Annotated in this window: 22 protein-coding genes; 12 read left to right on the top strand and 10 right to left on the bottom strand. The window is 68.9% G+C overall.

Annotated features, from left to right (window positions below; all coding sequences use genetic code 11):
- Nucleotides 1-31: 31 nt before the first annotated feature.
- From ureC to DFR39_RS08650, 4 genes are read right to left on the bottom strand one after another with little or no spacing between them, the layout of a single operon-like run.
- Nucleotides 32-1768, bottom strand: coding sequence for an urease subunit alpha (ureC, locus tag DFR39_RS08660; protein WP_133603159.1), 1737 nt, complete (start codon nucleotides 1766-1768; stop codon nucleotides 32-34).
- On the bottom strand, nucleotides 1768-2079 hold the full coding sequence (locus DFR39_RS08655; RefSeq protein ID WP_133603158.1) for an urease subunit beta: 312 nt from the start codon (nucleotides 2077-2079) through the stop codon (nucleotides 1768-1770). The genes ureC and DFR39_RS08655 overlap by 1 nt, the downstream gene beginning before the upstream one ends.
- 10 nt (nucleotides 2080-2089) lie before the next feature.
- Nucleotides 2090-2263: a hypothetical protein gene (locus tag DFR39_RS19820; RefSeq protein ID WP_162849463.1), complete on the bottom strand. Its 174-nt coding sequence runs from the start codon at nucleotides 2261-2263 to the stop codon at nucleotides 2090-2092.
- Between the two features lie 16 nt (nucleotides 2264-2279).
- On the bottom strand, nucleotides 2280-2582 hold the full coding sequence (locus DFR39_RS08650) for an urease subunit gamma (protein ID WP_133603157.1): 303 nt from the start codon (nucleotides 2580-2582) through the stop codon (nucleotides 2280-2282).
- Between the two features lie 179 nt (nucleotides 2583-2761).
- Between DFR39_RS08650 and DFR39_RS08645 the strand changes: the two genes are divergently transcribed.
- A complete protein-coding gene (locus tag DFR39_RS08645; RefSeq protein ID WP_133603156.1) occupies nucleotides 2762-6247 on the top strand; it encodes an ATP-binding protein in 3486 nt (1161 codons plus the stop codon).
- Nucleotides 6248-6250: 3 nt separating this feature from the next.
- Nucleotides 6251-7279, top strand: coding sequence for a response regulator (locus DFR39_RS08640; protein ID WP_246030754.1), 1029 nt, complete (start codon nucleotides 6251-6253; stop codon nucleotides 7277-7279).
- Between the two features lie 32 nt (nucleotides 7280-7311).
- On the opposite strand, the gene DFR39_RS08635 is transcribed toward DFR39_RS08640, so the two are convergent.
- The 3 genes from DFR39_RS08635 to DFR39_RS19815 form a co-directional block, all read right to left on the bottom strand.
- Nucleotides 7312-7695 (bottom strand): glyoxalase superfamily protein, encoded by a 384-nt coding sequence (locus DFR39_RS08635; protein ID WP_133603155.1) that lies wholly within the window; start codon nucleotides 7693-7695, stop codon nucleotides 7312-7314.
- A 78-nt stretch (nucleotides 7696-7773) separates the two neighbouring features.
- The gene (locus DFR39_RS08630) at nucleotides 7774-9462 is read right to left on the bottom strand and encodes an NAD(P)/FAD-dependent oxidoreductase (protein WP_133603154.1); all 1689 of its coding nucleotides are present in this window, start codon (nucleotides 9460-9462) and stop codon (nucleotides 7774-7776) included.
- 121 nt (nucleotides 9463-9583) lie between these two features.
- Nucleotides 9584-9739: a hypothetical protein gene (locus tag DFR39_RS19815; protein ID WP_162849462.1), complete on the bottom strand. Its 156-nt coding sequence runs from the start codon at nucleotides 9737-9739 to the stop codon at nucleotides 9584-9586.
- 140 nt (nucleotides 9740-9879) lie between these two features.
- Between DFR39_RS19815 and DFR39_RS08625 the strand changes: the two genes are divergently transcribed.
- Nucleotides 9880-10545, top strand: a complete 666-nt coding sequence (locus tag DFR39_RS08625; RefSeq protein WP_133603153.1) for a histidine phosphatase family protein — start codon at nucleotides 9880-9882, stop codon at nucleotides 10543-10545.
- Between the two features lie 3 nt (nucleotides 10546-10548).
- Here the strand turns inward: DFR39_RS08625 and DFR39_RS08620 are convergent, their stop codons facing one another.
- Nucleotides 10549-11580, bottom strand: a complete 1032-nt coding sequence (locus DFR39_RS08620; protein ID WP_133603152.1) for a formylglycine-generating enzyme family protein — start codon at nucleotides 11578-11580, stop codon at nucleotides 10549-10551.
- Between the two features lie 59 nt (nucleotides 11581-11639).
- Here DFR39_RS08620 and DFR39_RS08615 point away from each other — a divergent pair, with 59 nt between their 5' ends.
- From DFR39_RS08615 to urtE, 9 genes are all read left to right on the top strand, one after another.
- On the top strand, nucleotides 11640-12917 hold the full coding sequence (locus DFR39_RS08615) for a class I SAM-dependent methyltransferase (RefSeq protein WP_133603151.1): 1278 nt from the start codon (nucleotides 11640-11642) through the stop codon (nucleotides 12915-12917).
- Nucleotides 12918-12998: 81 nt separating this feature from the next.
- The gene (locus DFR39_RS08610) at nucleotides 12999-14303 is read left to right on the top strand and encodes an efflux RND transporter periplasmic adaptor subunit (RefSeq protein WP_133603150.1); all 1305 of its coding nucleotides are present in this window, start codon (nucleotides 12999-13001) and stop codon (nucleotides 14301-14303) included.
- Nucleotides 14304-15554 carry an ABC transporter permease gene (locus DFR39_RS08605; protein ID WP_133603149.1) on the top strand — a complete coding sequence of 417 codons (1251 nt, stop codon included), beginning with the start codon at nucleotides 14304-14306 and terminating at the stop codon, nucleotides 15552-15554.
- Nucleotides 15551-16261 (top strand): ABC transporter ATP-binding protein, encoded by a 711-nt coding sequence (locus tag DFR39_RS08600; protein WP_133603148.1) that lies wholly within the window; start codon nucleotides 15551-15553, stop codon nucleotides 16259-16261. The genes DFR39_RS08605 and DFR39_RS08600 overlap by 4 nt, the downstream gene beginning before the upstream one ends.
- A 131-nt stretch (nucleotides 16262-16392) precedes the next feature.
- A complete protein-coding gene (gene urtA / locus DFR39_RS08595; protein WP_211343833.1) occupies nucleotides 16393-17664 on the top strand; it encodes an urea ABC transporter substrate-binding protein in 1272 nt (423 codons plus the stop codon).
- A gap of 128 nt (nucleotides 17665-17792) precedes the next feature.
- Nucleotides 17793-19370, top strand: a complete 1578-nt coding sequence (urtB, locus tag DFR39_RS08590; RefSeq protein ID WP_133603147.1) for an urea ABC transporter permease subunit UrtB — start codon at nucleotides 17793-17795, stop codon at nucleotides 19368-19370.
- A gap of 12 nt (nucleotides 19371-19382) precedes the next feature.
- Complete coding sequence (gene urtC, locus DFR39_RS08585) at nucleotides 19383-20537, top strand: urea ABC transporter permease subunit UrtC (protein WP_409846939.1); 1155 nt, start codon at nucleotides 19383-19385, stop codon at nucleotides 20535-20537.
- Nucleotides 20534-21421 (top strand): urea ABC transporter ATP-binding protein UrtD, encoded by an 888-nt coding sequence (gene urtD, locus DFR39_RS08580; RefSeq protein ID WP_133603146.1) that lies wholly within the window; start codon nucleotides 20534-20536, stop codon nucleotides 21419-21421. The genes urtC and urtD overlap by 4 nt, the downstream gene beginning before the upstream one ends.
- A 5-nt stretch (nucleotides 21422-21426) precedes the next feature.
- On the top strand, nucleotides 21427-22149 hold the full coding sequence (gene urtE, locus DFR39_RS08575; protein WP_133603145.1) for an urea ABC transporter ATP-binding subunit UrtE: 723 nt from the start codon (nucleotides 21427-21429) through the stop codon (nucleotides 22147-22149).
- 191 nt (nucleotides 22150-22340) lie between these two features.
- Here urtE and DFR39_RS08570 read toward each other — a convergent pair whose 3' ends face one another.
- Together DFR39_RS08570 and DFR39_RS08565 are read right to left on the bottom strand one after the other, a co-directional pair.
- Nucleotides 22341-23891, bottom strand: a complete 1551-nt coding sequence (locus DFR39_RS08570; RefSeq protein WP_133603144.1) for a methyl-accepting chemotaxis protein — start codon at nucleotides 23889-23891, stop codon at nucleotides 22341-22343.
- Nucleotides 23892-24068: 177 nt separating this feature from the next.
- Entirely contained in the window at nucleotides 24069-26207 is a 2139-nt protein-coding gene (locus tag DFR39_RS08565; RefSeq protein WP_133603143.1) for a prolyl oligopeptidase family serine peptidase, read from the bottom strand.
- Between the last annotated feature and the right edge of the window lie 46 nt (nucleotides 26208-26253).

Here is a 26253-nt window from a genome sequence, read left to right as displayed (position 1 = left end):
AAGCGCGGCTCACAATGCCCGGAAAAAGCCCTTAAAACAGGAAATAGCGCTGCGCCAGCGGCAGCTCGGTGGCGGGCTCGCAACTCAGCAGCTGGCCGTCGGCGCGCACCTCGTAGGTCTGCGGGTCAATGCTCATCTGCGGCAGATAGTCGTTGCGCACCATGTCCCGCTTGCTGATGCCGCGGTTGCCCCGCACGGCCACCACGGTCTTCTTCAGGCCGTAGCGCTCCTTGACGCCGGCCTGCTCGGCGGCTTGGGAGACAAAGCTCAGCGAACCGGCCGACAGCGCGCCGCCGAAGCTGCCGAACATGGGGCGGTAGTGCACCGGCTGGGGCGTGGGGATGCTGGCATTGGGGTCGCCCATGGCGGCCGCGGCGATGAAGCCGCCCTTGAGGATGAGGCTGGGCTTGACGCCGAAGAAGGCGGGCCGCCACAGCACCAGATCCGCCCACTTGCCCACCTCGATGGAGCCGATCTCGTGCGCCGTGCCATGCGAGCGCGCGGGGTTGATCGTGAGCTTGGCGATATAGCGCTTGACCCGCTCGTTGTCGTGGCGGGCCGTGTCGCCGCCCGGTCCGCCTAAGGCGCCGCGCTGAAGCTTCATCTTGTGCGCGGTCTGCCAGCAGCGCATCACCATCTCGCCCACCCGGCCCATGGCCTGGCTGTCGGAGGAGAACATGGAGATGGCGCCTAGATCGTGCAGCACGTCTTCGGCCGCAATGGTCTCGCGCCGGATGCGGCTCTCGGCAAAGGCCAGGTCCTCGGCCACGCTGGCATCCAGATGGTGGCAGACCATCAGCATGTCCAGATGCTCGTCCACGGTGTTCACCGTGTAGGGCATGGTGGGGTTGGTGGAGGAGGGCAGGAAGTTGGCCTCGCCCACCACGCGCATGATGTCGGGCGCATGGCCGCCGCCGGCGCCCTCGGTGTGGAAGGCGCAGAGCGTACGGCCCTTCGTGGCGGCAATGGTGTCCTCCACAAAGCCGCTCTCATTGAGCGTGTCGCTGTGGATGGAGACCTGGGTATCGGTCTCCTCGGCCACCGAGAGGCAGCAGTCGATGGCGGCGGGCGTGGTGCCCCAGTCCTCGTGCAGCTTGAGGCCGATCACGCCGGCCTCGATCTGCTGGCGCAGGGCCTCGGGCTGGCTGGCATTGCCCTTGCCCAGAAAGCCGATATTCATCGGGAAGGCCTCGGCCGCCTGCAGCATGCGCTCGATATTGGCCGGGCCGGGCGTGCAGGTGGTGGCAAAGGTGCCGGTGGCCGGGCCGGTGCCGCCGCCCATCATGGTGGTGACGCCCGACATCAGCGCCTCCTCGATCTGCTGCGGGCAGATGAAGTGGATATGGGTGTCGATGGCGCCGGCCGTGACGATCATGCCCTCGCCCGCGATGATCTCGGTGCCGGGGCCGATCACGATGTCCACGCCGGGCTGCACATCGGGGTTGCCGGCCTTGCCGATGGCCGCGATGCGGCAGCCCCGCAGGCCGATATCGGCCTTGACGATGCCCCAGTGGTCGATGATCAGGGCATTGGTGATCACGCAGTCCATGGCGTCGGCCGGGCCGGGGCCGTTGGGGCGCTGCGACTGGCCCATGCCGTCGCGTATCACCTTGCCGCCGCCAAACTTGACCTCCTCGCCATAGCCGCCGGCCCGCAGGGTCAGGTCTTGTTCCACCTCGATCACCAGGGCCGTGTCGGCCAGGCGCAGGCGGTCGCCCACGGTGGGGCCAAAGGTTTCGGCGTAGGCACGCCTGCCCATCTGACTCATCACAGTGCCCCCTGCACCAGGCCGCGGAAGCCCCAGACCTGACGGTCCCCCGCGTAGTCCACCAACTGCACCGTGCGCTGCTGGCCGGGCTCGAAGCGCACGGCCGTGCCGGAGGCGATGTTCAGCCGCATGCCCTGCGCGGCCGCGCGGTCGAAGCGCAGGCCGGCATTGGTCTCGGCAAAGTGGTAGTGCGAGCCGACCTGGATGGGCCGGTCGCTGGCGTTCTCGACCACCAGGCTCAGCGTGCGTCGGCCGGGGTTGAGCGCATGCACGGCGCTCTCGTCATCGATCAGCAGTTCGCCGGGGATCATCGCCCGCTCCTCACTTGCGACGGCCCAGCCACCAGCCCAGGGCGGCACAGGCGACCACCAGCAGGGGCAGCAGCACATCGCTGGCATGCCAGTGGCTGCTGCCGGGCATGCCGTGACCCTCGTGGGCGGCCGCTTCGCTCGCGAGCAGGATCAGCAGGAGCACAGGACTGTAGTTCTTCAACATGGTGCGTGTTCTCGAATCATGCGATGGGTTGGTGCACGGTCACCAACTTGGTGCCGTCGGGGAAGGTGGCTTCCACCTGGATCTCGGGAATCATTTCGGGAATGCCCTCCATGACCTCCTCGCGGCGCAGCACGGTCTTGCCCTCGCTCATCAGCTGGGCCACGGTCTTGCCGTCGCGCGCGCCTTCCATGATGGCGGCGCTGATCAGGGCCACCGCCTCGGGGTAGTTGAGCTTGAGCCCACGCGCCTTGCGGCGCTCGGCCAGCAGGGCCGCGGTGAAGATCAGCAGCTTGTCTTTTTCACGGGGAGTGAGTTCCATGAACGCCTTCTTGCAGGAGGTGTGCCAGATATGCGGCTTGCCTGTCGGTGAACGGTTGCATTCCCGAGCGGCACCCGCGGATCCGGCTTTGCCGGTCCGCCGGGGTGCGCCCCCTTGAGGGGGCCGGCCAAGCCGGTAGGGGGGAGTCTGTCGGGCATGGCTTTTGATAGGGAGTCAGCATGCAGCCCGCCGCCGCCAGCGTCCAGCCGGATCCCCCCGTACAGCGCGTCATCAAGATTCGCCGGGATTACAACGCCTGGGTGGCCCGCGAGACCCTAGAGGACTACGCGCTGCGTTTCACGCCGCACGGCTTTCGGCGCTGGTCGGCCGGCCGGGTGGCCAACACCGCCTTTGGTGCCGCGTCCTTCCTGGTGCTGGAGGCCGTGGGCGCCACCCTGCTGGTGGAGTACGGCTTCATCAACGCCTTCTGGGCCATCCTGGCCACGGGGGCCATCATCCTGCTGGCGGGCTGGCCCATCAGCGTCTATGCGGCGCGCTACGGCCTGGACATGGACCTGCTCACCCGCGGCGCGGGCTTCGGCTATATCGGCTCCACCCTCACCAGCCTGATCTATGCCAGCTTCACCTTCATCTTCTTCGCGCTGGAGGCCGCCATCATGGCCTATGCGCTGGAGCTGGCTTTCGACATTCCGCCGGCCTGGGGCTATCTGATCTGCGCCCTGGTGGTGCTGCCCCTGGTGACCCATGGCCTCACCTCCATCGCGCGGCTCCAGGTCTGGACCCAGCCCCTGTGGCTGGGCCTGCTGATCCTGCCCTATGTCTATGTGTTCATGCACTACCCCGACCTGCCGGCGCAGATCCGCGACTATGCGGGCGTGCATGCTCAGGGGCAGGGTGGAGCGTTCAGCCTGCCGCTCTTCGGCGCGGCCATGACGGTGGGCATCGCCCTGATCACGCAGATGGGCGAGCAGGTCGACTATCTGCGCTTCATGCCCGCCCCCGAGCCGGGCAAGACGGGAAAGGGGCGCTGGCGCTGGTGGGCGGCGGTCTTCATCGGCGGCCCGGGCTGGGTGCTGATCGGCGTGCTCAAGATGCTGGGTGGCGCCTTGCTGGCCTTTCTGGCCATCCAGCTCATGGTGCCGGCCGAGCGGGCGGTGGACCCCAACCAGATGTATCTGGTGGCCTTCGAGACCGTGTTCAGCCGCCCCGATGTGGCGGTGGCGGCCACGGCCCTGCTGGTCATCGTGTCCCAGCTCAAGATCAATGTCACCAATGCCTATGCGGGGTCCCTGGCCTGGAGCAATTTCTTCGCGCGCCTGACCCACAGCCACCCCGGACGCGTGGTCTGGATGGTGTTCAACATCCTGATCGCCCTGCTGCTGATGGAGATGGAGCTCTTTCATGCCCTGGACCGGGTGCTGGGCCTCTACGCCAATATCGCCATCGCCTGGATCATGAGCGTGGTGGCCGATCTGGTGATTAACAAGCCCCTGGGCCTCTCGCCGCCGGGCATCGAGTTCAAGCGCGCCCATCTCTACGACATCAACCCCGTGGGCGTGGGCGCCATGGCCGCCGCCTCGGTGCTGTCCATCGCCGCGCATCTGGGCGTCTTCGGCCCCCTGGCCCAGGCCTTCTCGGCCCTGATCGCCCTGGTGACGGCCCTGCTGGTCTCGCCCCTGATCGCCTGGGCCACCGGCGGGCGCTACTACATCGCCCGTGAGAGCTGGAGCCCCCAGGCCGACGAAATACCTCGGCCGCCCCCCGAGCCCGCCTACCAGCGCCTGAAGCCGCAGCGCTGCGTGGTCTGCGAGCGCGAGTACGAGGGCGAGGACATGGCGCATTGCCCCGCCTACCGCGGCGCCATCTGCTCGCTGTGCTGCTCGCTGGATGCGCGCTGCGAGGACCTGTGCAAGCCCCAGGCCCGTCTGGCCGTGCAGGCGCGCGGCCTGCTGCAGCGCCTGCTGCCGCGCCGGCTCTGGCCCTTGCTGGACAGCGGCCTGATCCAGTACCTGGGCCTGATGGCCCTGGTGCTGCCGGTGCTGCTGCTGCTTTTCGGCCTGCTCTACCAGCATGAGCTGGTTCGTCTGGGCGAGGAGGCCCAGGCCGCGCTGGCGCCCCATCTGCGCGCCTCCTACGCCAAGGCCCTGGTGGCTCTGCTGCTGCTCTCGGGCGTGATAGCCTGGTGGCTGGTGCTCACGCACAAGAGCCGCCAGGTGGCGCAGGAGGAGTCGCGCCGCCAGACCCAGGCCCTGCACGCCGAGATCGAGTCACACCGCCGCACCGATGCCCAGCTGCAGCAGGCCAAGGCCCAGGCCGAGGCGGCCAACGAGGCCAAGACCCGCTACATCACCAGCATCAGCCACGAGCTGCGTACCCCGCTCAACGCCATCCTGGGCTATGCCCAGATCCTGGACGAGGACGAGCGCATGCCGGCCCACCGCCGCCAGGCCGTCACGGTGATCCGTCGCGGCGGCGAGCACCTGCTCTCCCTGATTGAGGGCAGCCTGGATCTGGCGCGCATCGAGGCCGGGCGCTTCAAGCTGGAGCCCGGGCCCTGGGCCTGCCGCGAGGCCCTGGACGATCTGGTGCGCCTGCTGGCCCTGCAGGCCCAGGCCAAGGGCCTGGCCTTCGACTACCGGGCGCCGGCCCGGCTGCCCGACTGGGTGCGGGCCGATGGCAAGCGGGTGCAGCAGATCCTGATCAATATCCTGGGCAATGCCATCAAGTTCACGGCCGAGGGCTCGGTCACCCTGCGTCTGAGCTACGCCGGGGAGATGGCCCGCTTCGAGATCATCGACACCGGCCCCGGCATGACGGCCGAGGAGCTGGAGCGCGTGTTCGAGCCCTTCGAGCGCGGCCATGGCGCTGGGGGCGGTGGCACGGGCCTGGGCCTGACCATCGCCCGCATGCTGACCGAGCTGATGGGCGGTGAGCTCAAGGTCAGCAGCACGCCGCGGCAGGGCAGCTGCTTCAGCCTCAAGCTCTTCCTGCCGCGCCTGGCCGAGGGGGCGCTGGCCCAGCAGCAGCGCCGCGCGGCGCGCATCGGCTTCGAGGGGCCGGCGCGGCGTGTGCTGGTGGTGGACAACGAGGAGGCCGACCGCCAGCTGCTGGCCAGCGTGCTGGAGCCTCTGGGCTTCGAGCTGCGCCTGGCCGCCAGCGGCGCCGCGGCGCTGGAGATCCTGCGCGACTGGCCGGCCGAGGCCCTGCTGCTGGACCTGGCCATGCCGGGCCTGGACGGCTGGCAGACCCTGGCGGCCATCCGTGCCCAGGGCCTGAGCCAGGCGCCGGCGGCCATTGTCTCGGCGAATGCCTTTGACCGCGGCCTGGAAAACGGCCAGGGCATTGGCCCCGAAGACTTCATCCTCAAGCCGGTGCGGGTGGACGAGCTGCTGGACTGGCTGGGCCGGCAGCTGGGCCTGCAATGGCGGCTGCGCGCGCGCATGGCACCTGCGCCGGCCGCGCCTACCGCCGGGCGCAGCCTGCCCCCGCGGGCCAGCCTGGAGCAGCTGCAGGCCCAGCTGCAGCAGGGCCATGTGAAGGGTATCCGCGAGCAGCTGGAGCGCATGGCCGGCGAGGCCGGCGCCGCGGGCGCAGACGGGGCCGACTTCGTGACCGAGCTGCGCGCCCTGGCGCGCGAGTTCCAGCTCCAGGCCATGAGCCGCTTGGTGGCACGGGCCTTGCAACCGGAGTCTTCCGGAGACTGAACCGTGAGCGAAGACCTCAAAAAGCTGCTGCCCAACCCCCCCGTCGCCTCGCATGCCGAGCGCGTGCTCATCGTCGACGATGTACCGGACAACCTCGCCCTGCTGCACGACGCGCTGGACGAGGCGGGCTACACCGTGCTGGTGGCCTTCAACGGCGAGGCCGCGCTGGAGAGTGCTGCCCAGATGCCGCCCGATGTGGTGGTGCTGGACGCGCTGATGCCCGGCCTGGACGGTTTCGAGGTGGCGCGCCGGCTCAAGGCCGATCCGCGCAGCGCGGCCGCCCCCATCATCTTCATGACCGGGCTCACGGATACCGAGCATGTGGAGGCGGCTTTCGCGGCCGGCGGTGTGGACTATGTGACCAAGCCCATACGCCCGCGCGAGGTGCTGGCCCGCATTGCCGCCCATCTGCGCAGCGCGCGCGCCCAGCGCCAGGCCCGCAATGCGCTGGACGCCTTTGGCCACGCCAGCCTGGCGGTGCATGAAGCGGACGGGCGCTGCGTCTGGCAGACGGCGCTGGCGCGCCAGCTGATGGCCGAGTACTTCAGCGGCGGCCACTTCGAGCGCGGCCGCCTGCCGCCCGAGGTGCTGGTCTGGCTGCACCGCGAGGCCCTGCGCCGTCGCGCCGGGGCCGAGCCCGTGGGTCTGACGGTGCTGCCGCCGGTCAAACCCGATGCGCCGGTGGCCGCGCTCAGCAGCCGCGGCGCCAAGCGCCTGTCCTTCACCCTGCACGCGGTCGACCCCGATGCCCTGGGCGAGGGCCAGTGGCTGATCGTGATGCGCGAGGCCGATGATGCGGCCCTGATGGACGGTCTGGTCCACAGCTTCAAGCTCACCGCTCGCGAGGCCGAGGTGCTCTATTGGGTAGTCAAGGGCAAGACCAATGCCGATATCGGCGACATCCTGGGCTCCAGCCCGCGCACGGTGCAAAAGCACCTGGAGCATGTGTTCGAGAAGCTGGGCGTGGAGACCCGCACCGCCGCCGCGGCCCTGGCCATGAGCCGGGTGCGGGGGCTGGAGTCGGGGCGCTAAGACGTCGATGGGGCGCCGATGAGGCGCCGCGCTCAGTCGTCTTCGCTGGGATCGAAGAAGGTCAGGCGGTTGCCAAAGGGATCGGCCACCGTCATCTCGCGGCCCCAGGGCTGTTCGTCGATGCCGGGGCGGGCATAGCCGTAGTGCTTGTCCAGCAGGCTGCGCTGGTAGGCATCCAGATCCTCGCAGGCGATGCGCAGGCGGGAGCCGGGACAGGCGTCGCCATGGTGCTCGCTCAGATGCAGGCAGCAGTCGCCCAGGGCGATCTCGGCATAGAGCGGAAGATCGTCGCTGAAGCGGTGTTCCCAGATGAGTGCAAAGCCCAGGAAGTCCAGATAGAACTCGCGGGCCTTGGCCGCGTCGAAGATGCGCAGCACGGGAATGGCCGGGCCCAGGCCCGCTTGCTGGTCTGACATGGTGCTTCTCCCTCTTGGCGGCTCACGCGGCGCCAGGCCGTGTGAGCCGCAGGGTAGCGCATCCCCGTGACGGGTCGCTCAGGCCGGCGCGCCCAGGCCCAGCAGCTCGCGGCCCAGGGCCTCGGCCACCTCGATGCCGTCCACGCCGGCCGACATGATGCCGCCGGCATAGCCCGCGCCCTCGCCGGCCGGGTAGAGGCCGCGCACATTCAGGCTCTGGTAGTCCCGCCCGCGGGTCAGGCGCAGGGGCGAGGAGGTGCGGGTCTCCACGCCGGTGAGCACGGCGTCGGCCATGCTGAAGCCCTTGATCTGGCGTTCGAAGGCGGGCAGGGCCTCGCGGATGGCGTCCAGGCAGTAGTCGGGCAGGCTGCCAAAGCCCTTTTGCTGCAGATTGGTCAGGGTGACGCCGGGCTTGTAGCTGGGCTCCACGCTGCCGAACTCGCGGCTGACCTGGCGTTTGATGAAGGCGCCCACCAGGGAGCCGGGGGCCTTGTAGTCGCCGCCGCCCAGCTCGTAGGCGCGGCTTTCCCAGATGCGCTGGAAGGCCATGCCGTCCAGCGGGTTCACCGGGCTGCCATCGGTCTTGCCGTCCTGGCGGTAGTCCTGGGGCGAGATGCCCACCACGATGCCGGCATTGGCATTGCGTTCGGCGCGCGAGTACTGACTCATGCCATTGGTCACCACGCGCAGCGGCTCGCTGGTGGCGGCCACCACGGTGCCGCCCGGGCACATGCAGAAGCTGTAGACCGAGCGGCCGTTCCTGGCGTGATGCACCAGCTTGTAGTCGGCCGCGCCCAGGATCTCGTTGCCGGCGTTGGGGCCGAAACGGGCCGCGTCGATCACCGACTGCGGATGCTCGATGCGGTAGCCGATGGAGAAGGGCTTGGCCTCCATGTACACGCCGCGCTCGTGCAGCATGGTGAAGGTGTCGCGCGCGCTGTGGCCCAGGGCCAGGATGACCTGGTCGGCGCGGATCTGCTCGCCGGACTCCAGCACCACGCCGCGGAGGTGGCGCTGGCCCGCCGCATCGGTCTCGATCTGCAGATCGCTGACCTTCTGCTGGAAGCGGATCTCGCCGCCCAGGGCCTCGATCTCGGCGCGCATCTTGATGATCATGGACACCAGGCGGAAGGTGCCGATGTGCGGCTTGCTGACGAAGAGGATTTCCTCGGGCGCGCCGGCCTTGACGAATTCCTTGAGCAGCTTGCGCGTGAGGTGGCGCGGGTCGGAGATCTGGCTCCAGAGCTTGCCGTCCGAGAAGGTGCCGGCGCCGCCCTCGCCGAACTGCACATTCGACTCGGGGTTGAGCTCGCTCTGGCGCCACAGGCCCCAGGTGTCCTTGGTGCGCTCGCGCACATTCTTGCCGCGCTCCAGCACGATGGGGCGCAGGCCCATCTGGGCCAGCACCAGGGCGGCCATCAGGCCGCAGGGGCCGAAGCCCACGATCACCGGGCGCAGGCGCGCTTCGCCCGAGGTGTAAAAGTCCGCCGGGGCATGGCCCACGAACTTGTATTCGGTGTCCGGCGTGGGCCGGATGTTCTTGTCGTCCGCCAGGCGTTTGAGCAGGGCGGCCTCGTCCACCGTGAGCTCGCAGTCGACGGTGTAGGCCAGCACGATGGCGCTCTTCTTGCGCGCGTCGTAGCCGCGGCGAAAGATGTGGAAGGCCTTGAGTTCATGCTCGGCCAGGCCCAGACGGGCCAGCACGGCGGCTTGCAGGTCCTGGGGCTCGTGGGCTAGCGGCAGGCGGAGTTCGTTGATGCGGATCATGGTTAGCGATCAATGCATGGTGATGAGGGTCTGAAAAAGAAACAGGCCCTGCCGCGAGGCTTGGGCCTGTTACCGGATGGCATGGCGGGACGCTGCGCTCCCGCCTGACATCAACCCGAGATCAACCCGAGTGCGGACGCTTGCCCGGGTTCTTCTTGCTGCGGGTGTGCGAGCCGCGCTCCAGGCTCTTCTTCTGGCCGCGGCCGTGGCTGAAGGTCAGGCCGGCGGGACGCGGGGTGGCGCGGCGGTCGGCTTCGGTTTTGATCTTGTTGCCCATGATGGCTCCGTTGACAAAAATGACTGGCGGGGACCGACAAAGGGCGCGCCAAGACGAAAGAAGGCGGTGATTTTAGCCGAGTCTGGCGCGGTCGCCGGGGCGACAGCATTTCGGGGGCGCCGGCCTCATGATTCCCGTCCATGGGAATGCTTCATCTCGTGCGCCATGGCCAGGCCAGTTTCGGCGCGGCCGACTATGACCAGCTCAGCCCCCTGGGCCATCAGCAATGCCAGCGCCTGGGCGCTTTCTGGCGCGCACGCGGCCAGCGTTTCGACGCGGTGTTCAGCGGCACGCTCAAGCGCCATGCCCAGTCCCTGGCGGCCCTGGCCGAGGGCTGGGGTGGGGCGCTGCCGGCGGTGAGCCTCCGCCCGGGCCTGGACGAGTACGACAGCGCTGCCCTGATCCGCGCCATCCATCCCGAGCCGCTGGCCGCGCCCCGCGACGCCGAGGGCGTGAAGCATCATTTCCGCCTGCTGCGCCAGGGCCTGCAGGCCTGGATGCGGGGCGAGACCGCACCGCAGGGCATGCCCAGCCATGCCCAGTTCCTGGCCGGGGTGGCCGGGGTGCTGGACGAGGTACGGGCCCTGGGTGGCGGTGAGGTGCTGGTGCTTTCCAGCGGCGGCCCCATCTCCTGCGCCCTGGCCCAGGTGCTGCAGGCGCCGGCCGAGAGCGCCATCGAGCTCAACCTGCGCCTGCGCAACAGCGCCTTGAGCGAGCTGGTCTTCAATGCCCAGCGCCTGAGCCTGCACAGCTTCAACGGCCTGCCGCATCTGCAGGACGAACCGGCCCTGCAGAGCTATGCCTGAGCCTCAGCGCTCTTTTTTCTGTTCCGCTTCATCTTCCAGCAGCAGGCGCAGGCCCACCAGGGTGTAGCGGGTGCTGGGATCGTTCCAGTTGCGGTAGGCCGAGCGGGCATAGAAGGCCCAGGTGTGCCAGGAGCCGCCGCGGCGCACCCGCACCGTGCCCTCGGCCGGCCCCTGCGGGTCCACGGCCGTGCCCTGAGCGGCGAGCTGGGCGTAGTAGTCGTCGCCATGCCAGTCGGCCACCCATTCCCAGACATTGCCGTGCATATCGTGCAGGCCCCAGGCATTGGGCGCGAAGCTGCCCACCGGCGCGGTGAAGGCATGTCCGTCGCTGCCGGGCAGGGCCATGGCCGCCCACTTGGGCCAATGGCGGGCGCTGTCAGCGTCAAAGAGATTGGCATGGCCCTGCAGGCTTTGCGGGTCGTCGCCGCTGGAGAAATGCGTGCGCGTGCCGGCGCGGCAGGCGTATTCCCACTCGGCCTCGGTGGGCAGGCGGTAGCGCCGGCCCTCGGTCTGGCTGAGCCAGGCGGCCAGGGCCTGGGCGTCGTGCCAGGTGATATTGGTGACGGGGTGGTCCTCGCCCTGGGGAAAGCCGGGGTTGGCCCAGGAGTATTCGGGGCGGCGGCCCTCGAAGGCATCGCCGCGCGGGCTGCTGGCGGGGTCGTAGTCGGCGCGCCAGCCATAGCCGCCGGTGCCGTCGGCCACCGACTCGGGCCGGTAGCCCGAGCGCGCCAGAAAACGCCGGAACTGGCCCACCGTCACCTCGTGTTGGCCCAGCCAGAAATCGCGGCTGATGCGCACACGATGCACCGGGCCCTCGTCGGCCAGCTTGAGGAAGCGCTCGCGCGGCAGGGCGGGAAACACCTGGGCCAGCGCCTCGGGGCTGGCCTCGCTGCCCATCAGGAACTCACCGGCCGGGATCTGCACGAAACGCATGCCCAGGCTGTTCTCGAAGGGCTGGGGCTGGCGCGGCGCGGCGCAAGCCGCCAGCAGGAGCAGGGGGGCGATCAGCAGGTACAGGGCAGGGTGCTTGGACATGCCGCGATGCTAGCCCGGCACTCATGAAGGAAAATCGGGCTTTTCGCTAGCCGACGCCGATGTTCACCGCGCTGATCACCCCGCCGCCCGCCGCCCAGGCCGATGACCGCCAGCGCTTCATGCGCCTGCTGCAGACCGCCCTGGCCGAGGGCAGCTTCGCCAAGCTGCTGCTGAGCAAGTACAGCGGGGCCGAGGCCGGCTTGGAGCGCCTGACGGTGCGCACCGTGCAGCTGCGCGGCGAGCGCTGCCTGAGCTTTCTCTGGCGCTACCAGACCCGGGACATCACCAAGAACCATGCCCTGGAGGCCGGTCTGGCCGAGATCGAGGCCCTGCTGGGCCGCGACTTCCAGAACGCCCATCTGCAGACGGCCGAACAGGAGCTGCAGCTGGCCTTCAGCCGCAAGGGCCGGCCCAGCCTGCGCGTGAGTCGTCGGGCCGACGCCGCGCCCGCGGCGGCCGCGGCGGACGCCGGGCATGACAAGGAAAAACTGCGCTATCTGGAGCTGGCCAAGCCCTTCTGGGCCGATCTGGGCCTGACCCACGAGGCCAAGGGCGGCGAGCGCCAGCTGGTGCCCGCCATGTCGCGCAAGTGGAAGCAGATCAACAAGTTCATCGAGGTGATGAGCGCGGCGCTCAAGAGCAGCCCGCTGGCTGCCAGCTCCGAGGTGCATGTGAGCGACTTCGGCTCGGGCAAGGGCTACCTGACCTTCGCCATGTACGACTGGCTCACGAGCGTGCTGGGCAGAAAAGCCGAGGTCAGCGGCATCGAGCTGCGCGAAGACATGGTGAGCCTGTGCAACGGCGCTGCGCAGCGCCACGGCCTGACGGGCCTGCGCTTTGTGCAGAGCGATGTGCGCCACTACCAGCCGGCGCGGCTGGACGTGATGATCGCCCTGCACGCCTGCGATATCGCCACCGACTACGCCATCCACCTGGGCCTGCGCGCCGGGGCCGGCATCATCATGTGCTCGCCCTGCTGCCACAAGCAGCTGCGCCCGCAGATGCAGCTGCCCGCGGCCTTGAAGCCCATGCTGCAGCATGGCATCCACCTGGGCCAGGAGGCCGAGATGGTGACCGACTCCCTGCGCGCGCTGCTGCTTGAGGCCGAGGGCTACGAGACCCAGGTCTTCGAGTTCATCGCCCTGGAGCACACCAGCAAGAACAAGATGATTCTGGCGGTGAAGAAGAGCGGTGCGGCGCTGGCCGCCGCGCAGAAGAAACGCCCCGAGATCCTGGCCCAGATCGCCGAGATCAAGCGCTTTTACGGCCTGCGGGAGCAGGCCTTGGAGAGCCTGCTGCTCGATCAGCCGGCGGCCGGCGTGGCCTGCCCGGCCTGAGTTGAGCCCGCGCAAGCACGATAGGCCCCGCGCTGCTAGCATGCGGCGGCCTGGTTCTGCCGGGTCCCTGCTCCGCTTTGCATGGAAGACAACAAGGTGCCGCCCTTCATCACCCGCCTGATGCGCCAGCGCGCGTTCTGGATTGCCCTGCTGCTCATGGCGCTGGGCTGGGCCCTCTGGTCCTGGTGGCGGCCGCCGGCCGCCTCGGTGCTGGAGCTGACGGCGGCTCCCCTGCGCCAGAGCCTGCAGTTCAGTGCCCGGGTGGAGTCACCCCGGCGCGTGGAGCTGGGCAGCACCCTGACCGGACGGGTTCAGAGCGTGAGCCTGCGTGAGGGGGAGCGTGTGAAGCAGGGGCAGGTCTTGCTGGCGCTGGACGACAGCGAATGGCGGGCCGTGGCCGAGCAGGCGCGGGCCCAGGCCCAGCAGGCGCGGGAGCGCCTGCGCGGCCAGCGCGAGCAGGGCCTGGTGGCCGCCGAGGCGCAGCGCGCCCAGGCCGCGGCCCAGCAGGCGGCGGCGCGGCGCGACTATCAGCGCAACGAGGAACTGGTGGCTGCCGGCTTTCTGAGCCCGGCGCGTCTGGATGATTCACGTCGCGCCCTGGACACGGCCGATGCCGCCCTGCGCGCCGCCGAGGCGGCACTGCAAGGCCAGGCCGGCAGCGGGGCCGAGGCCGCCGCGGCCCTGGCCCAGTGGCGCGCGGCGGAAGCCGCGGCCCAGGCAGCCGAGGCCAAGCTGGCCCAGGCCCGGCTGCTGGCCGTGGGTGACGGGGTCTTGCTGGCCCGCCATGCCGAGCCCGGTCAGATCGTGCAGCCGGGCAAGGCCTTGCTGGTGCAGAGCGTGGAGGGACCGCTGGAGCTGGTGGCGTCGGTGGATGAACGCTATCTCTCGCAGCTGCAGCCGGGCCAGCGCGCGCGCGTGCTGGCCGACGCCTATCCGCAGCAGCCCTTCGAAGCCAGCCTGGAGCGCCTGGCCCCGCTGGTGGATGCCCAGCGCGGCGCGGTGCAGGTCTGGCTGCGGCCGCAGGGGCAGGTGCCGGGCTTTTTGCGTGAGGACATGACGCTGTCGGTGGAGCTGCTCACGGCCGAGCGCGAACGCGCCCTGGCCGTGCCGCTGTCCGCACTGCGCCAGGACGGGGGGAGCCAAGGCCGGGTGGCGGTGCTGGAAGCGGGGCGCGTGGTCGAGCGCACCCTGCGCCTGGGCCTGCGCAGCCTGGACCGGGTGGAGGTGCAGCAGGGCCTGCAGGCCGGCGAGCTGCTGCTGCTGGATCCGCGGCTGGATCTGGGCGCGCGGGTGCGCGGCGTGCCGGCCCCGGCGGCCGCGGCGCCCGCACGTGTGGCGACCGGCGGCAACCCCATGGCCCAGGCCGTGGGCGGCGGGGCCCGCTGAATGCCCGGACCGTCCTCAAGATCGGCCCATCTGGGCCTGGGCTTCGAGCGCCAAGTGGCCTGGCGCTTTTTGCTGGAGGGGCGCTTCCAGACCCTGCTCATCGTGGTGGGCGTGGCCGCTGGCGTGGCCGTGGTGGCCTATATCTCGGCCCTGGTGGGTGGGCTGCAGCGCAACACCCTGGAGAAGACCCTGGGGGCCCAGGCCCATGTGGTGATCACGCCGCCCGATGAAAAGGTGCTGCCGGCCTGGCCGGCGGCCTCGGGCACGCAGTCGCTCAGCGACACCCAGGCCCGCGCCCAGCGCCTGCGCAGCCTGGGCAACTGGCTGTCCTACGAGGGCTGGCTCAGCGAGCAGCCCGGCATCACGGCGGTCTCGCCGTTAGTCTCGGGTCCGGCCCTGGCCCAGCGCGGCGAGGCCAGCCGTTCGGCCGCCCTGATGGGGGTGGAGCTGGCGCGCTACGACGCCATCGTGGGCCTGCGCCAGCGCCTGGTGGCGGGCCAGTTCCGCCTGCTGCCGGGTGAGGCCCTGGTGGGCCAGCTGCTGGCGGCCGATCTGGGCCTGCGCGTGGGTGACCGCATGGTGCTCAACACCGGCAGCCGCAGCGACACGGTGCGCCTGGTGGGCCTGCTGGACTACGGTGTGCGCGATCTGAACCGGCGCATGGTGGTGCTGCCCCTGCGCTCGGCCCAGAGCCTGCTGGACCTGCCGGGCGGTGTGACCCAGATCGATCTGCGTGTGGCCGATGTCTGGACCGCGCGCGAACAGGCGGCCGCACTGGCGCGCCAGCTGCCCTACAAGGTGGAGAGCTGGCAGGAAACCAATGCCCAGCTGGTCTCGGCCCTGAATGCACAGAGCATCAGCACCACCCTGATACGCGCGGTGGTGATGGTGGTGGTGGTGCTGGGTATTGCCAGCGTGCTGGTGGTGTCGGTGGTGCAAAAGCGCCGCGAGATCGGCATCCTGCGCGCCATGGGTGTGACCCAGGGTCAGATCATGCGGGTCTTCCTGCTGCAGGGGGCCCTGGTGGGCGGGGTGGGGGCGGTGCTGGGCAATCTGCTGGCCGTGGCCCTGATCTGGGCCTTCACCAGCTTTGTGCGGGGCGCGGACGGCCAGCCCCTGTTCTCCATCAGCCTGCCGGCCAGCACGGCGGTTCAGGTGAGTGTGATGGCCCTGGTGGCCGGTGTGCTGGCGGCCTGGGCGCCGGCCCGGCGTGCCGCGCGCATGGACCCGGCCCAGGCGATACGGCTATGAGCAAGACCCTGATCGAGCTGCAAGCCCTGGGCAAGGTCTACAACCCGGGGCAGCCCACCGAGGTGTCGGTGCTCAAGGGCCTGGACCTCAGCCTGGCCCATGGCGAGTTTGCCGCCCTGATCGGCCCCTCGGGCTCGGGCAAGAGCACCTTGCTCAATGTGCTGGGTCTGCTGGAGCGCCCCAGCAGCGGCCAGTACCTGCTGGACGGCCGCGCCGTGCAGGATCTGGACGACAAGGCCCTGACCCAGGCCCGCCAGGCCACCCTGGGCTTTGTGTTCCAGTTCCACCATCTGCTGCCGGCCTTCACGGCGCTGGAGAACGTCTGCCTGCCGGGCCTGGCGCGGGACGGTCATGTGAGTCCCGCCCTGCGGGAGCGGGGGCGGGCCCTGCTGGCGGCCGTGGGTCTGGCCAGCGCCATGGACCGGCCCTCCAAGCAGCTCTCGGGTGGCATGCAGCAGCGCGTGGCCATTGCCCGTGCCCTGGTGCTGGAGCCCGCCCTGGTGCTGGCCGACGAGCCCACGGGCAATCTGGACACCGCCTCCTCCGATGAGGTCTTTGCCCTCTTGCGCCGCATGCACGCCGAGGTGGGCACGGCCTTTCTGGTCGTGACCCACGACCCGCGCCTGGCCGCGCGCTGCGACCGGGTGATCGAGATGGTGGACGGGATGATCGCCAGCGATCGGGCGAACGCGGCCGCCCAGCCCTGAATCCCCGCGCTGGCGTCGCCCGCGCAGCACCACCTACGCCGTCTTGCGTATTCCGCGAATGCGCAGCGCTGCCCAGACTTGGCTCCGTTGTTGTTGTCGTCCATCCCCCCGATCAACCCACGGAGCCCCTCATGAGCCTGAAGATTTCCCGCCGCGTCCTCTCGCTGTCCGCCCTCAGCCTGGGCCTGGCCGGCCTTGCCCTGCCGAGCTTTGCCGCCGACACCATCAAGGTGGGCGTGTTGCACTCGCTGTCCGGCACCATGGCCATTTCCGAGACCGTGCTCAAGGACACGGTGCTGATGGCCATTGACGAGATCAATGCCAAGGGCGGCCTACTGGGCAAGAAGCTGGAGCCGGTGGTGGTGGACCCGGCCTCCAACTGGCCGCTGTTCGCCGAAAAGGCCAAGCAGCTGATCTCGCAGGACAAGGTGGCCGTGGTCTTCGGCTGCTGGACCTCGGTGAGCCGCAAGTCGGTGCTGCCGGTCTTCGAGCAGCTGAACTCCCTGCTGTTCTACCCGGTGCAGTACGAGGGCGAGGAGCTCAGCAAGAACGTGTTCTACACCGGCGCCGCGCCCAACCAGCAGGCGATTCCCGCGGTGGAATACCTGATGAGCAAGGACGGCGGCTCGGCCAAACGCTTCGTGCTGCTGGGCACCGACTATGTCTACCCGCGCACCACCAACAAGATCCTGCGCGCCTTCCTGAAGAGCAAGGGTGTCGCCGACGCCGACATCATGGAGGAGTACACCCCCTTCGGCCACAGCGACTACCAGGGCATCATCGCCAAGATCAAGAAGTTCTCTTCCGAGGGCAAGAAGACGGCCGTGGTCTCCACCATCAACGGCGACTCCAACGTGCCCTTCTACAAGGAGCTGGGCAATCAGGGCCTGAAGGCCACCGATGTGCCGGTGGTGGCCTTCTCGGTGGGCGAGGAGGAACTGCGCGGCGTGGACACCAAGCCGCTGGTGGGCCATCTGGCCGCCTGGAACTACTTCATGAGCATCAAGAACCCGGCCAATGCCGAGTTCGTGAAGAAGTGGAGCGAGTACGCCAAGGCCAAGAACATCCCCGGTCACAAGGACAAGCCCCTGACCAATGACCCGATGGAGGCCACCTACATCGGCTTCCATATGTGGGCCCAGGCGGTCACCAAGGCCAAGAGCACCGACACCGACAAGGTGATCGCCGCCATGGCCGGCCAGACCTTCAAGGCGCCGGGCGGCTTCACCAGCACCATGGACCCCAAGAACCACCATCTGCACAAGCCGGTCTTCATCGGCGAGATCAAGGCGGACGGCCAGTTCAATGTGGTCTGGAAGACCCCCGGCCCGGTCAAGGCCCAGCCCTGGAGCCCCTTCATTCCCGAGAACAAGGGGAAGAAGGACGAGCCCACGAAAGGTTGACCACCCCCTACGGCCTTCGGCCGCCCCCTCAAGGGGGCACCACCAGCGGACCGGCAAAGCCGGATCCGCGGTGGTCGCTTGATCTCTCGCGCTGGCCTTCGGGGCCAGCGCTCGATGGTGACTTCCTTATGCGACGTTTGATGCTTTTGCTGGCGGGGCTGCTGCTGCTTGGTGCTGCGCAAGCCCTGACCCCGGAGCGAGCGCGTGCCATCGCTTCGGGTGATACCGATGCGCGTATTGCGGCGCTGAGCGAGGCGGCGGCCCAGGGCGAGGCGGGGCTGGCTGCCTTTGTGCAGGCGCTGCTGGAGGACGGCGTCAAGCTTACGCCCACCCAGGTGCTGGTGTTCGATGGCGAGAAGACCGTGGATGCCGCCACCGGTCAGGTCACCACCCTGCCGGAAGGCGCTGAGGACGTGGTCAACAACAACCGCATGCGCGGCGCGCTGCAGGCGGCGCTGGCCGCGCTCAAGCTGCGCTCGCCGGAACTCGCGCAACGCCGCGAGGCCGTGGCGGAGCTGGCCAAGCAGAGCCTGGACGAGGCTCAGCTGCCCCTGCTGGACCAGGCCCTGGCCACGGAGCGCGATGCCGGGCTGAAGGCACGGCTGGAGCTGATGCGCGCCGCCCTGGTGATTGCCTCGCCGGATGCCGCCAAGCGCCTGGCGGCCGCGCGCCAGCTGGCCGCCAGCGGCGAGCCGGCGGTCAAGAGCCTGCTGCTGGAGCGCCTGGCGGCCGAGGGCGATGCCGAGGTGAAGTCCGCGCTGGCCCAGGCCCTGACGGCCGTGGAGCGCCGCCTGGCCTGGGGCGAGCGCCTGGGCCTGGTGTTCACCGGCCTGAGCCTGGGTTCCATCCTGCTGCTGGTGGCCCTGGGCCTGGCCATCAGCTATGGCCTGATGGGCGTGATCAATATGGCCCATGGCGAGCTGATGATGGTGGGCGCCTATGCCACCTATGTGGTGCAGAACCTGTTTCGCGCCCATCTGCCCGCCGCCTGGTTCGATGCCTATGTGCTGGCGGCCGTGCCGGTGAGTTTTCTGGTGGCGGCGGGCGTGGGCGCGGTGCTGGAGCGCAGCGTGATCCGCTGGCTCTACGGCCGCCCGCTGGAAACCCTGCTGGCCACCTGGGGCATCTCCCTGGTGCTGATGCAGGCGGTGCGCTCACTCTTCGGCGCACAGAACGTGCCGGTGGAGAACCCGGGCTGGCTCTCGGGCGGCGTGGCCCTGATGAGCAATCTGACCCTGCCCTACAACCGCATCGCCATCATCGTGTTCGCCTTCGCGGTGCTGGCCGGCGTGGCCCTGCTGATTGCGCGCACCCGGCTGGGCCTGTTTGTGCGCGGCGTCACGCAGAACCGCCGCATGGCCGCCTGCGTGGGCGTGAACACCGCGCGCACCGACACCTATGCCTTCGCCCTGGGCGCGGGCATCGCGGGCCTGGCGGGCTGCGCGCTCAGCCAGGTGGGGAATGTGGGCCCTGACCTGGGCCAGAACTACATCGTGGACAGCTTCATGGTGGTGGTGCTGGGCGGCGTGGGCCAGCTGGCCGGCACCGTGATCGCCGCCCTGGGCCTGGGCGTGCTGAACAAGCTGCTGGAAGACTGGGCCGGCGCGGTGCTGGCCAAGATCATGGTCCTGGTCTTCATCGTGGTCTTCATCCAGAAGCGGCCCCAGGGCCTGTTCGCGATGAAAGGCCGCAGCGCGGAAGCCTGAGTGGAACTGATGATGATGAACGCCTCTGCTTCCACCCCGCCCGCGCTGCTGCTGCCCCCGGCGCCGCGCCTGCTCTCGGCCCGCGGCTGGACCCTGGTGCTCTTGGCCGTGCTGGGCGTGGCCCTGCTGGTGCCGGCCCTGAACCTGCTGCTGCCCGCCGGCCATGCCCTGCACCTGAGCGACTACCTGGTCGGGCTGCTGGGCAAGATCATGTGCTACGCCATCTGCGCGCTGGCCATGGACCTGATTTGGGGCTACACCGGCATCCTGTCCCTGGGCCACGGCCTCTTCTTCGCTCTGGGCGGCTATGCCATGGGCATGTACCTGATGCGCCAGATCGGCCGCGACGGCAACTACCAGAGCGATCTGCCCGACTTCATGGTCTTTCTCGACTGGAAGGCCTTGCCCTGGCACTGGGCCGGCAGCGACAGCTTTGCCTTCCAGATGCTGATGGTGCTGGCCGTGCCCGGGCTGCTGGCCTTTGTGTTCGGCTTCTTCGCCTTTCGCTCGCGCATCAAGGGCGTGTACTTCTCCATCATCACCCAGGCCCTGACCTTCGCGGCCATGCTGCTCTTCTTCCGCAACGAGACGGGCTTTGGCGGCAACAACGGCTTCACCGATTTCAAGCGCATCCTGGGCGTGCCGCTGAACCAGCCCGGCACCCGCATGCTGCTCTTCGTGATCACGGGCCTGGTGCTGATCGGCTTCTTTCTGCTGGGCCGCTTCATCGTCTGCAGCCGCTTTGGCCGCGTGCTGCAGGCCATACGCGATGCCGAGAGTCGGGTGATGTTCACCGGCTATGAGCCCCTGGCCTACAAGCTGGCCATCTGGACGCTCTCGGCCCTGATGTGCGGCGTGGCCGGCGCGCTCTATGTGCCCCAGGTGGGCATCATCAACCCCGGCGAGATGTCGCCCGCGGCCTCCATCGAGATCGCGATCTGGACCGCTGTAGGCGGGCGCGCCACCCTGATCGGCCCCATCGTCGGCGCCTTCTTCGTGAACGGCGCCAAGAGCTGGTTCACCCAGGCCTTCCCGGAGTACTGGCTCTACTTCCTGGGCGTGCTCTTCATTGCCGTGACCCTGTGGCTGCCCGAGGGCCTGGCCGGGCTGGCGCGCAAGCTGGGCCAGCGCTTCAAGCGGACTGCGAGCAAGGAGGAGCAGGCATGACCCCCGATCTGATGGCGCAGGGCAGCCAGGCCCGCCGCCAGCATGCCGAGGCCGAGCTGGCCCGCCAGCAGCAGGGCTCGGGCGGCCGCAGCGCCTCCTTCGGCCGCTTGCTGACCGAGGGCCGGCCCGACTTCGGCACCGGCGTGGCCCTCTACCTGGACGACATCACCGTGTCCTTCGACGGCTTTCGCGCCCTCAACGGCCTGAGCCTGGCGGTGGATGTGGGCGAGCTGCGCTGCATCATCGGCCCCAATGGCGCGGGCAAGACCACGATGATGGACGTGATCACGGGCAAGACCCGGCCCGATGCGGGCACGGCCAGCTTCGGTCAGAACATCGACCTGCTGCGCCTGCGCGAGAGCGAGATCGCCGCCGTGGGCATAGGTCGCAAGTTCCAGAAGCCCACGGTCTACGAGCAGCTCACGGTGTTCGAGAACCTGGAGCTGGCCCTGGCCGGCGACCGCCGCGTGCGGGCCGCCCTGTTCGCGCGGCTGAGCGACGCGCAGCAGGCCCGCATCGGCGAGGTGCTGCAGCTCATCCACCTGCTGCCCCAGGCGGCGCGGCCGGCCGGCCTGCTCTCGCACGGGCAGAAGCAGTGGCTGGAGATCGGCATGCTGCTGATGCAGGACCCCAAGCTGCTGCTGCTCGATGAGCCCGTGGCCGGCATGACCGATGAGGAAACCGAGCGCACCGCCGAGCTCTTTCTCTCGCTGGAGGGGCGGCACTCCCTGGTGGTGGTGGAGCACGATATGAAGTTCGTGGACCAGCTCACTCAGGGGCGCAAGAAGGTCACCGTGCTGCACGAGGGCTCGGTGCTGGCCGAGGGCCTGCTGAGCGAGGTGCAGGCCAATGAGCGTGTCGTCGAGGTCTATCTGGGGCGCTGAAATCCATGCTGAAAGTCGATTCACTCCACCAGGCCTACGGCGGCAGCCACATTCTTCGCGGCCTCAGCTTCGAGGCCCAGGCCAGCGAGATCACGGTGATCCTGGGCCGCAACGGCGTGGGCAAGACCAGCCTGCTCAAGAGCCTGATGGGCGTGGTGCCCATCAAGAGCGGCAGCCTGAGCCTTGAGGGGCGGGAGATCGCGCGCCTGAGTCCCTTCGAGCGAGCGCGCCTGGGCATGGGCTATGTGCCCCAGGGGCGAGAGATCTTTGCCCGGCTCACGGTGGAAGAAAACCTGCGCATGGGCCTGGCCTACAAGCGCGCGGGCACGCCCATTCCGCCCCAGCTCTTCGAGCTCTTCCCGGTGCTCAAGCAGATGCTCAAGCGGCGCGGCGGCGACCTCTCGGGCGGCCAGCAGCAGCAGCTGGCGATTGCCCGCGCCCTGGCGGCTGGGCCTAAGCTCATCATCCTGGACGAGCCCACCGAGGGCATACAGCCCAGCATCATCAAGGACATAGCCCGCGTGCTGCGCCAACTGGCCCGCGAGGGCCTGCAGACCGAGGCGGGCCGCAAGCCTGAGCCCATGGCCGTGATCCTGGTGGAGCAGTACTACGACTTTGCCGAGGAACTGGCCGACCAGTACCTGGTGATGGAGCGGGGCGAGTTCGTGGCCCGGGGCCGCGGCGCGCAGATGCAGCAGGACGGCGTGCGCCAGCGCATGGCGATCTAAAGCTCAAAAAGATGATGCCCCGGCCAAGGGCCGGGGCATCGGGAGCGCGGGACATCGCCCGGGACGCCGCTTGGCGCGACATGGGGCTGCGATGTGGTGAGGAGCGCGGGTCGCGGGGACAGGGCTTGCCAGCGCACCGCAAGGCGCGCGGCAGGCATCCCGAACGCGGGAAGAGAATGTGCAGCGGGGGTCTAGCGCCGGAGCTTGAAGCTGGCGACCGCTTCCAGCAGTTTGCCCGCCTGATGCTTGAGGCTCTCGCTGGCGGCCGCGCTCTGTTCGACCAGGGCCGCATTCTGCTGCGTGGCCTTGTCCAGCTGGCCCACGGCCTCGCCCACCTGGGCAATGCCCGAGCTCTGCTCCACGCTGGCGCTGCTGATCTCGCCCACAATATCGGCCACACGCTGCACCGAACGCACGATGTCTTCCATGGTCTGGCCCGCGCGGTCCACCAGCTGGGTGCCGGACTGCACACGTTCCACCGAGTCATTGATCAGGCTCTTGATCTCCTTGGCCGCCTCGGCGCTGCGCTGGGCCAGGGTACGAACCTCGCCGGCCACCACGGCAAAGCCACGGCCTTGCTCGCCGGCCCGTGCCGCTTCCACCGCGGCATTCAGCGCCAGGATATTGGTCTGGAAGGCAATGCCGTCGATGGTGGCGATGATGTCGGAGATCTTGCGCGAGCTCTGCTCGATACCGCGCATGGTGCTCACCACATCGCCCACCACGGCGCCGCCGCTGCGCGCCACCTCGCTGGCGCTCTGGGCCAGCTGGTTGGCCTGCTGGGCGTTGTCGGCGTTCTGGCGCACGGTGGCGCCCAGTTCCTCCATGGTGGCCGAGGTCTCTTCCAGCGAGGAGGCCTGCTGCTCGGTGCGGGCGGACAGATCGCTATTGCCCTGGGCGATCTCGGCGCTGGCCGTGGCCACCGACTCCGCACCATTGCGCACCGCTGACACCGTCTCGGCAAGGGCCAGTTGCATGCGTTGCATGGCCATGAGCAGGCGCGCGGTCTCGTCCTCACCCTGCGCTTCGATGGACTGGCTCAAATCACCGGCCGCCACGCGGTCCGCCGCTTGCACCGCTTGGGCCAGCGGCCCGGTGATGGCCCGCACCAGGGCCAGGGCCATGGTGATGGCCAGGGCGCCGGCCAGCAGGCTGACCAGCAGCAGGCCCAGGGAGGCACTGCTGAACACCGATTCGGAGCGCACCGCCGCGGCATCGGCGCCCTTGTTGTTGAGGGTGACCAGCTCATCCAGGGTCTTGCTGGCGCGTTGCACGGCCTCGCGGGCCGTGCCCTTTTGCAGCTGGCGCGCATCGTCGATCTGGCCGTCCCGCATCAGCTCGGCAATCTTGACGCCGGCGGCCTCGTAGCTTCTCCAGTCGCCGGTAAAGCTGTCGATCAGCTTCTGCTCCTCGGGGCCGGAGATCAGCTTGCGATACTCGTCCAGGGCCTTGTTGATGGATTTGGCGGCGGACGAACGCGTGTCGTTGGCAATCTGTGTTTCCTCGGCCGAGGAGGCCGCCACGCTGAGCAAGACACCGACGCGGTAGTCGGACAAATGACCGTTGAGCTCGCCCAGGGCCGTGACCGAGGGCAGCCAGTTGCCGCTGATCTCACGTGACTCAGCCTGGACCTGGTGCAGGCGCGAGTAGGCAAACAGGGCCAGCAAGGTCAGCAGGACCAGCATCACGGCAAAAGCCGCAAACAGCTTGGCTGCAATGCTCAGGCGCTTGAAGAATGCCATGGGGACTCCTTGAGTCGCGGGCCGCCGTCATGGCGACCTGTACCGGAGCAGCATCTTCGGGTCGGCCCGCCCGACCCAAAGCCCCGATCAAGGCCGCGGATTCAATGCATCTTCCCGCCTTGTCGGCTCAAGGGCAAGGCCCGCGCGGCGTCAGCGCCACGCGGGTCGGCTGGCGCCTCAGCGCAGCTGCAGTCCGAAGGCGTTCGCCATGAAGGCCAGCACGTCGGAGCGCTCCTCGATCAGCTTGGAGCTGGGCTTGCCGGCCCCATGGCCGGCCGAGGTCTCGATGCGGATCAGGCTGGGGGCCGGGCCGGTGTCGGCCGCCTGCAGGGCGGCGATGTACTTGAAGCTGTGGGCGGGCACCACGCGGTCATCATGGTCGGCCGTGGTCACCAGCACCGGCGGGTACAGGCGCTGTGAACGGATGCTGTGCAGGGGCGAGTAGGCCAGCAGGGTCTTGAACTGCTCGGCGTCATCCACCGTACCGTAGTCATTGGCCCAGGCCCAGCCGATGGTGAACTTGTGATAGCGCAGCATGTCCATCACGCCCACCTGGGGCACGGCCGCACCGAATAGCTCGGGGCGCTGGTTCAGCACCGCACCCACCAGCAGGCCGCCGTTGGAGCCGCCATTGATGGCCAGCTTGCTCGGCTGGGTGTACTTGTTGGCGATCAGCCATTCGGCCGCGGCGATGAAGTCGTCGAACACATTCTGCTTCTTGAGCTTGGTGCCGGCCTCATGCCAGGCCGCGCCGTACTCGCCGCCGCCGCGCAGGCCGGCCAGCACATAGACGCCGCCCATGCGCATCCAGGTGGCGGCCGTGACGCTGTAGCTGGGCGTCTGCGGCATATTGAAGCCGCCGTAGCCGTAGAGCAGGGAGGGGTGGCTGCCGTCCAGCTTGAGACCCTTTTTGTGCGCCACGAAGATGGGCACACGGGTGCCGTCCTTGCTGGTGACGAAGTGGCGCTCGGTCACATAGTCGTCGGCCGGGAAGGCGGTGGCGGCCCGCTTGAAGAGCGCGCTCTTGCCGCTGGCGGGCTCGAAGCGGTGGATCTCGGTGGGGGCGTTCAGGCTGGCATAGCTGAAGAAGGTCTCCTGGTCCTGCCACTTGCCGGCAAAACCGCTGGCCGTGCCCACGCCGGGCAGGGCCACTTCCGAGATCAGGCTGCCATCCTGGGCGTGCATGCGCACCACGGTGGAGGCGTCCCGCAGGTATTGCAGCAGGAAGCGCCCGCCCACACCCGAGGCGCTGCGCAGGGCGTCGCCGGTCTCGGCCACCACCACGCGCCACTGGCGCGGGCCCTGGGCATCGATCTCGGTGGCCAGCAGGCGGCCACGAGGGGCGTCCTTGTCGCTGCGCACATAGAGGGTCTTGCCCACCAGGGCCACGGGTTCATAGGTGGCGTCGAAGTCCAGGGTCAGGACTTGCGGCGTGCCCGGCTGGTAGGCGCCCTGGGCCAGGGGCAGCAGCATCAGGCCGTTCTTGCGACCGGAGCCGCGCCAGACATTGATGATCAGGTGGCGCTGGTCGTCGCTGACCTTGGCGCCAAAGCCCCAGGTCTTCTCCTCCTTGTTCTCCAGCACCAGCAGATCCTCGGACTGCGGCGTGCCCAGGCGGTGGTAGTAGAGCTTTTGGAAGAAGTTGGCGCCGGTCAGCGCCTGTCCGGCCTTGGGAGCCTCGTAGCGCGAGTAGAAGAAGCCCTTGCCGTCCGGCGTCCAGACGGCGCGGGAGAACTTCACCCACTCGATCTTGTCGGCCAGGTCCTTGCCGGTGGCCAGATCGCGCACCTGCCAGCGCTGCCAGTCCGAGCCGCCGACGGCCACGCCATAGGCCAACAGGCGGCCATCGGGCGAGGGCACCACGCCGCTCAGGGCCACGGTGCCGTCCTTGGAGAAGCTGTTGGGATCCAGGGCCACCTGGGGCTTGTCGCTGAGCTTGCGCGCGGTGTAGAGCACGGCCTGCTGCTGCAGCCCGTCGTTGCGGGTCCAGAAGTAGCGGCCGCCTTCCTGAAAGGGCACGCTGATCTTCTCGAAGTTGAAGAGCTCGGTATAGAGCTTGCGCACCGGCTCGCGCTGGGGCATGGCGGCCAGAAATGCGTCGGTCACGCGGTTCTGGGCCTGGACCCAGGCCTTGGTCTCGGCGCTGTTGTCGTCCTCCAGCCAGCGGTAGGGGTCGGCCACGCGCTGGCCATGGTAGGTGTCGATCTGCTCGACCTTGCGGCTCTCGGGGTAGCTCGGGCTGTTGGCCAGGGCCGGTAGGCTGCTGGCGACGGCCAGCAGCGCCAGGGCGGCGCGCAGCCTCGTCATCGTCTTCATGGGTGCGGTAATCCTCTGTCTTGCGGGCAAATCCGCTCGTGGCGGA

It is taken from the genome of Roseateles asaccharophilus (assembly GCF_004362405.1).
Lineage (GTDB): Bacteria > Pseudomonadota > Gammaproteobacteria > Burkholderiales > Burkholderiaceae_C > Kinneretia > Kinneretia asaccharophila.
Note: the sequence above shows the minus strand (reverse complement) of the source record. Positions and strands in the feature narration are given on the sequence as shown.